Raw genomic sequence first — 6,973 nt, forward strand, 5'->3', positions numbered from 1 at the left:
GTCCGCGTGTCTGAACGGGCGGATCGCGCTCCGGCTGGTCAGGCTGGTGGCACAGCCGACCAGCCGCCAGGACGGAGCCCGCCATGCCCATCGACGCAGTCACCGAGGTGCCGACCCCGGTCAACGAGCCGGTGCTCTCGTACGCGCCCGGAAGCCCGGAGCGGGACCGGCTGGTGCGGCGGCTGGACGAGCTGGCCGCCGAGCAGGTCCCGCTGCCGATGACCATCGGCGGTGAGCAGCGCTTCGGCGGCGGCGAGCGGATCGAGGTCGTCCAGCCGCACCACCACGCCGCCAAGCTCGGCGTGCTCGGCAACGCGACCCGGGAGGACGCCCGGGCGGCGGTGAACGCGGCGCTGGCCGCCGGGCGGCAGTGGCGCTCGCTCTCCTTCGACGACCGCGCGGCGGTCTTCCTGCGCGCCGCCGACCTGCTGTCCGGCCCCTGGCGGGAGACGCTCAACGCGGCCACCATGCTGGGCCAGTCCAAGACCGTGCAGCAGGCCGAGATCGACTCCGCCTGCGAGCTGATCGACTTCTGGCGGTTCAACGTCGCGTTCGCCCGGCAGATCCTGGCCGACCAGCCGATCTCCTCGCCCGGCGTGTGGAACCGCACCGATCACCGCCCGCTGGAAGGTTTCGTCTACGCGGTCACCCCGTTCAACTTCACCGCGATCGCCGGCAACCTGCCGACCGCCCCCGCGCTGATGGGCAACACCGTGGTCTGGAAGCCGGCGCCGACCCAGACCCTGGCCGCGTACCACCTGATGCGGCTGCTGGAGGCGGCCGGGCTGCCGCCCGGGGTGATCAACCTGGTGACCGGTGACGGCCTCCAGGTCTCCCCGGTCGTGCTGGCCGACCCGGCGCTCGCCGGGCTGCACTTCACCGGCTCGACCGCGACCTTCCAGTCGCTGTGGCAGAGCATCGGCGCCAACATCGGCGGCTACCGCACGTACCCGAGGATCGTCGGGGAGACCGGCGGCAAGGACTTCCTGCTCGCCCACCGCTCGGCCGACCCGGAGATCCTGCGGACCGCGCTGATCCGCGGCGCCTTCGAGTACCAGGGCCAGAAGTGCTCGGCGCTCTCCCGCGCCTACCTGCCGCGCAGCCTCTGGCTGAAGATCAAGGACGACTTCGTGGCCCAGGTGGACGCGCTCGCGGTGGGCGACGTGACCGACCTGTCCAATTTCATGGGCGCCCTGATCGACCGGCGCGCCTTCGAGAAGAACCGGGACGCCATCGACCGCGCGAAGGCGGACTCGACGATCGAACTGGCGGCCGGCGGACAGTACGACGACGCGATCGGATGGTTCGTCCGGCCGACCGTCCTGGTCTCCTCCGACCACCGGGGCGAGATCTTCCGGACCGAGTACTTCGGCCCGATCCTCGCCGTCCACGTCTACGAGGACTCCCGCTGGGACGACGTGCTCCGCCGGGTCGACGAGGGCGCCCCGTACGGGCTGACCGGCTCGGTGGTCGCGCAGGATCGTTACGCCATCGCCCAGGCCGTCGAGGCGCTGCGCTTCACCGCCGGGAACTTCTACATCAACGACAAGCCCACCGGAGCGGTCGTCGGCCAGCAGCCCTTCGGCGGCGGCCGGGCCTCCGGCACCAACGACAAGGCCGGCGCCGCCCAGAACCTGCTGCGCTGGACCTCGGCCAGGTCGATCAAGGAGACCTTCGTCCCGCCGACCCACCACGGATACCCGCATCTGGGCTGAGAGTGAACATCGGGGTCCGGTTTGGACATGCTGTCCAGGACGGACCTGACTTACTGCGACTTTGCGCCTCGCTGTCCCTGTGCACCTTCGATTGATCCGGTTAGGCTGGCTGGCGTCGTCGGGTGGCTTGCAGGGCGAACGTGTCGTCCTACCCGCTGGGAGGACATTTCATGCGTCGTCATGAGCCCCTTTCAGTCGGATGGTGCGGCAGGATTGCGGTGACCCGTCGGTGTACATCCACACACCACCGAGTCACGCAACGGCGCGCGACAGGAGCCAAGAAGTCATGCAGACCAAGCTGGACGCAGCCAAGGCCGAGCTGCTCAAGAAGGCAGCCGCAGCCGCTGAGAACAGCCAGGTGGGGGGAGCGGCGCCAGGAGAGGGTCTGAGCAACGGCGCTCTGACCGCGTACCTGCACCACTACTACCTGCACACCGCGCCCGAGGACCTGGTCGACCGCGACCCGGTCGACGTCTACGGCGCGGCCGCCTCCCACTACCGCCTGGGGCTCAAGCGCCCGCAGGGCACCGCCGAGGTCCGGGTCCACACCCCCTCGGTCGAGGAGAACGGCTGGTCCTGCGGCCACACCGTGGTCGAGGTCGTCACCGACGACATGCCCTTCCTGGTCGACTCCGTCACCAACGAGCTGTCCCGCCAGGACCGCGCGATCCACATCGTGATCCACCCCCAGCTGCTGGTCCGCCGTGACATCACCGGCAAGCTGCTGGAGATCCTGGACATCGACGCCTGCTCGCGCAGCCAGGCCGCCGGCTCCGAGTGGCCGGCCGACGCGACCGTCGAGTCCTGGATGCACATCGAGATCGACCGCGAGACCGACCGCGAGGACCTGCGCGCGATCGAGTCCGACCTGCGCCGGGTGCTCGGCGACGTCCGCGAGGTCGTCGAGGACTGGGGCAAGATGCGCGAGAGCGCGCTGCGCCTGGCCGACGAGCTGGCCGAGGAGCCCCCGGCCGGCCTGCCCGAGCAGGAGGTCGGCGAGGCCTGGGAGCTGATGCGCTGGCTCGCCGACGACCACTTCACCTTCCTCGGCTACCGCGAGTACGACCTGGTCGAGCACGAGGGCGAGGAGGTCCTCAAGGCCGTCGCCGGGACCGGCCTGGGCATCCTGCGCTCCGACCCGCACGGCCACGACGACGCCCACCACGCGGTCAGCGAGGCCTTCGGCCGGCTCTCCGCGCCGGTCCGCGCCAAGGCCCACGAGAAGAAGCTGCTCGTCCTGACCAAGGCCAACAGCCGGTCCACCGTGCACCGCCCCGCCTACCTGGACTACGTCGGCGTGAAGAAGTTCAACGCCGCCGGCGAGCCGGTCGGCGAGCGCCGCTTCCTCGGCCTGTTCTCCTCCGCCGCGTACACCGAGTCGGTCACCCGCATCCCGGTCGTGCGCCGCAAGGTCCAGGCGGTGCTGGAGGACTCCGGCTTCTCCAGCGACAGCCACGACGGCCGCGACCTGCTCCAGATCATGGAGACCTTCCCGCGGGACGAGATCTTCCAGACCCCGGCCTCCGAGCTGCTCTCCATCGCGACGAGCGTGCTCTACCTCCAGGAGCGCCGCAAGCTGCGGCTGTTCCTGCGCCAGGACGAGTACGGCCGCTACTTCTCGGCCTTCATCTACCTGCCGCGCGACCGCTACACCACGCGCATCCGGCTGCTGATCACCGACATCCTCAAGGAGGAGCTGAACGGCGCCACCATCGACTACACGGTGTACGCCACCGAGTCGGTGCTGACCCGCCTGCACTTCGTGGTCCGGGTCGCCCCGGGCACCGAGCTGCCGAAGCTCACCGAGACGGACGTCGAGCGGATCGAGAACCGGCTGGCCGAGGCCGCCCGGTTCTGGATGGACGGCTTCCACGACCAGCTGCACATCGAGCTGGGCGAGGAGCGGGCCGCCGAGCTCGGCCACAAGTACGCCAACGCCTTCCCCGACGGCTACCGCGCCGACTTCCCGCCGCGCACCGCCGTCGCCGACATCAAGCAGATCGAGTCGCTGCACGGCGCGGGCGACTTCCGCCTGAACCTGTACCAGCCGGTCGGCGCCGGCGACGACGAGCGCCGCTTCAAGATCTACCGCGTCGGCGGCCCGATCTCGCTCACCGAGGTCCTGCCGGTGCTCCAGCGCCTGGGCGTCGAGGTGCTGGACGAGCACCCGTACGCGCTGCGCCGCTCCGACGGCACCACCGCGTGGGTCTACGACTTCGGCCTGAAGCTGCGCGAGGCCACCGAGCTCACCGACGAGGCCCGCGAGCGCTTCCAGGAGACCTTCGCCGCCACCTGGACCGGCAAGGCCGAGAACGACCGCTTCAACGAGCTGGTGCTGACCGCCGGGCTGACCTGGCGCCAGGCGATGATGCTGCGCGCGTACGCCAAGTACCTGCGCCAGGCGGGCTCCACGTTCTCCCAGGACTACATGGAGGACGCGCTCCGCAACAACACCCACACCACCCGCCTGCTGGTCAACCTCTTCGAGGCCCGGCTGAGCCCGAGCCACCGCTCGGGCGCCCTGGAGCTGACCGAGGGCATCCTGGAGGAGCTGTCCGGCGCGCTCGACGAGGTCGTGTCGCTGGACGAGGACCGCATCCTGCGCTCCTTCCTGAACCTGATCAAGGCCACCCTGCGGACCAACTTCTTCCAGCACACCGCCTCCGGCGAGTGGCACTCCTACGTGTCGATGAAGTTCGACCCGAAGGCCATCCCGGACCTGCCGGCCCCGCGCCCGGCGTTCGAGATCTGGGTCTACTCGCCGCAGGTCGAGGGCGTGCACCTGCGCTTCGGCAAGGTCGCCCGCGGCGGTCTGCGCTGGTCCGACCGGCGCGAGGACTTCCGCACCGAGATCCTGGGCCTGGTCAAGGCGCAGATGGTCAAGAACACCGTCATCGTCCCGGTCGGCGCCAAGGGCGGCTTCGTCGCCAAGCAGCTGCCGGACCCGTCGGTGGACCGTGACGCCTGGCTGGCCGAGGGCGTCGCCTCGTACAAGACCTTCATCTCGGCGCTGCTGGACATCACCGACAACCTGGTCGGCGGCGAGGTCGTGCACCCGGCCGACGTGGTCCGCCACGACGAGGACGACACCTACCTGGTCGTCGCCGCCGACAAGGGCACCGCGACCTTCTCCGACATCGCCAACGGCGTCGCCGAGTCCTACGGCTTCTGGCTGGGCGACGCGTTCGCCTCCGGCGGTTCGGCCGGCTACGACCACAAGGGCATGGGCATCACCGCCCGCGGTGCCTGGGAGTCGGTCAAGCGCAACTTCCGCGAGCTCGGCGTCGACACCCAGACCGAGGACTTCTCCGTCATCGGCATCGGCGACATGTCCGGCGACGTCTTCGGCAACGGCATGCTGCTCAGCGAGCACATCCGCCTGGTCGCCGCCTTCGACCACCGCCACATCTTCCTCGACCCGAACCCGGACGCGGCCGTCTCGTACGCCGAGCGCCGCCGCCTCTTCGAGCTGCCGCGCAGCTCCTGGGACGACTACGACAGGTCGCTGATCTCGGCCGGCGGCGGTGTCTTCCCGCGCAGCGCCAAGTCGATCCAGCTGACCCCGCAGGTCCGGGCCGCGCTGGGCGTCGAGGCGACCAAGCTGACCCCGGCCGAGCTGATGCGGGCCGTGCTCCAGGCGCCGGTCGACCTGTTCTGGAACGGCGGCATCGGCACCTACGTCAAGGCCTCCACCGAGACCAACGCCGAGGTCGGGGACAAGTCCAACGACGCCATCCGCGTCAACGGCGAGCAGATCCGGGCCCGGGTCATCGGCGAGGGCGGCAACCTCGGCTGCACCCAGCTCGGCCGCATCGAGTACGCGGCGACCGGCGGCCCCGAGGGCACCGGCGGCTGGATCGACACCGACGCGATCGACAACTCCGCCGGTGTGGACACCTCGGACCACGAGGTCAACATCAAGATCCTGCTCAACCAGGTCGTCGCCGAGGGCGACATGACGGTCAAGCAGCGCAACGCCCTGCTGGCCGAGATGACCGACGAGGTCGGCCGCCTGGTGCTGCGCAACAACTACGCGCAGAACGTGGTGCTGGCCAACGCCGTCTCCCAGGCGCACAGCATGGTCAACGTCCACGCCCGGATGATCAACCGGTTCGAGTCGGCCGGCCGGCTCGACCGCGGGCTGGAGTTCCTGCCCACCGAGCGCCAGATCCGGGACCGCCAGCAGAACGGCCGCGGCCTCTCGCAGCCAGAGATGTCCGTCCTGCTCGCGTACACCAAGATCATCCTGGCCGAGGAGCTGCTCGCCACCGAGCTGCCGGACGACCCGTACTTCCGCGCCTCGCTGCACGAGTACTTCCCGACCGCGCTGCGGGCGAGGTTCGCCGACGCGATCGACAACCACGCGCTGCGCCGCGAGATCATCACCACGCTGATCGTGAACGACACGATCAACCGCGGTGGCTGCACCTTCGCCTTCCGCCTGAAGGAGGAGACCGGCGCGACCTACGAGGAGATCGCCCGGACGCACACCGCCGCGCGGGCCGTCTTCGACCTGGAGCCGATCTGGGCCGAGATCGAGGACCTGGACAACAAGGTCCCGGCCCGGGTGCAGACCAAGATGCGCCTGCACTCGCGGCGCCTGGTCGAGCGCGCCACCCGGTGGATGCTCAACAACCGCCGCCAGCCGCTCGACATCGCCGGCACCATCGAGTTCTTCCACGACCGGGTCAACCAGGTCTGGGCCTCGCTGCCCAAGCCGCTGCGCGGCGACGACCTGGCCTGGTTCGAGTCGGTGTACGGGGAGCTCGCCTCGGCCGGGGTGCCGGAGGAGCTGGCCACCCGGATCGCCGGCCTCTCCTCGGTCTTCCCGACCCTGGACGTCGCCGAGGTCGCCGACCGCTCCGGCAAGGACGTCGCCGAGGTCGCCGACCTCTTCTACGACCTGGGCGACCGGCTCCAGATCTCGCACCTGCTCGACCGCATCATCGAACTGCCCCGCACCGACCGCTGGTCGTCGATGGCCCGGGCCGCGATCCGCGAGGACCTCTTCGCGGCGCACGCGGCGCTGACCGCCGACATCCTGGCCTGCGGCCCCGAGGGCGCCACCCCGGAGGAGCGGTACACCGCCTGGGCCGAGCTCAACTCGACCCTGCTGAACCGCGCCAAGAGCACCCTCGACGACATAAGGGGTTCGGACAACTACGAGCTGTCCAGCCTCTCGGTCGCGATGCGCGTCATCCGCACCCTGCTGCGCACCGGTTCGATGCGCTGACGGCTCCATGAGAACGGCGGGCCCG

General features: G+C 70.1%; 2 protein-coding genes. Both read left to right on the forward strand.

The features are described from left to right. The first annotated feature begins 89 nt into the window (after positions 1-89). Entirely contained in the window at positions 90-1,715 is a 1,626-nt protein-coding gene (gene pruA, locus ACFRMQ_RS35990) for an L-glutamate gamma-semialdehyde dehydrogenase (RefSeq protein ID WP_380735033.1), read from the forward strand. 286 nt (positions 1,716-2,001) lie between these two features. Next, positions 2,002-6,948 carry an NAD-glutamate dehydrogenase gene (locus ACFRMQ_RS35995; RefSeq protein WP_380735032.1) on the forward strand — a complete coding sequence of 1,649 codons (4,947 nt, stop codon included), beginning with the start codon at positions 2,002-2,004 and terminating at the stop codon, positions 6,946-6,948. Positions 6,949-6,973 lie beyond the last annotated feature (25 nt).

The sequence above is a fragment of the Kitasatospora sp. NPDC056783 genome (assembly GCF_042789895.1).
Classification (GTDB): domain Bacteria; phylum Actinomycetota; class Actinomycetes; order Streptomycetales; family Streptomycetaceae; genus Kitasatospora.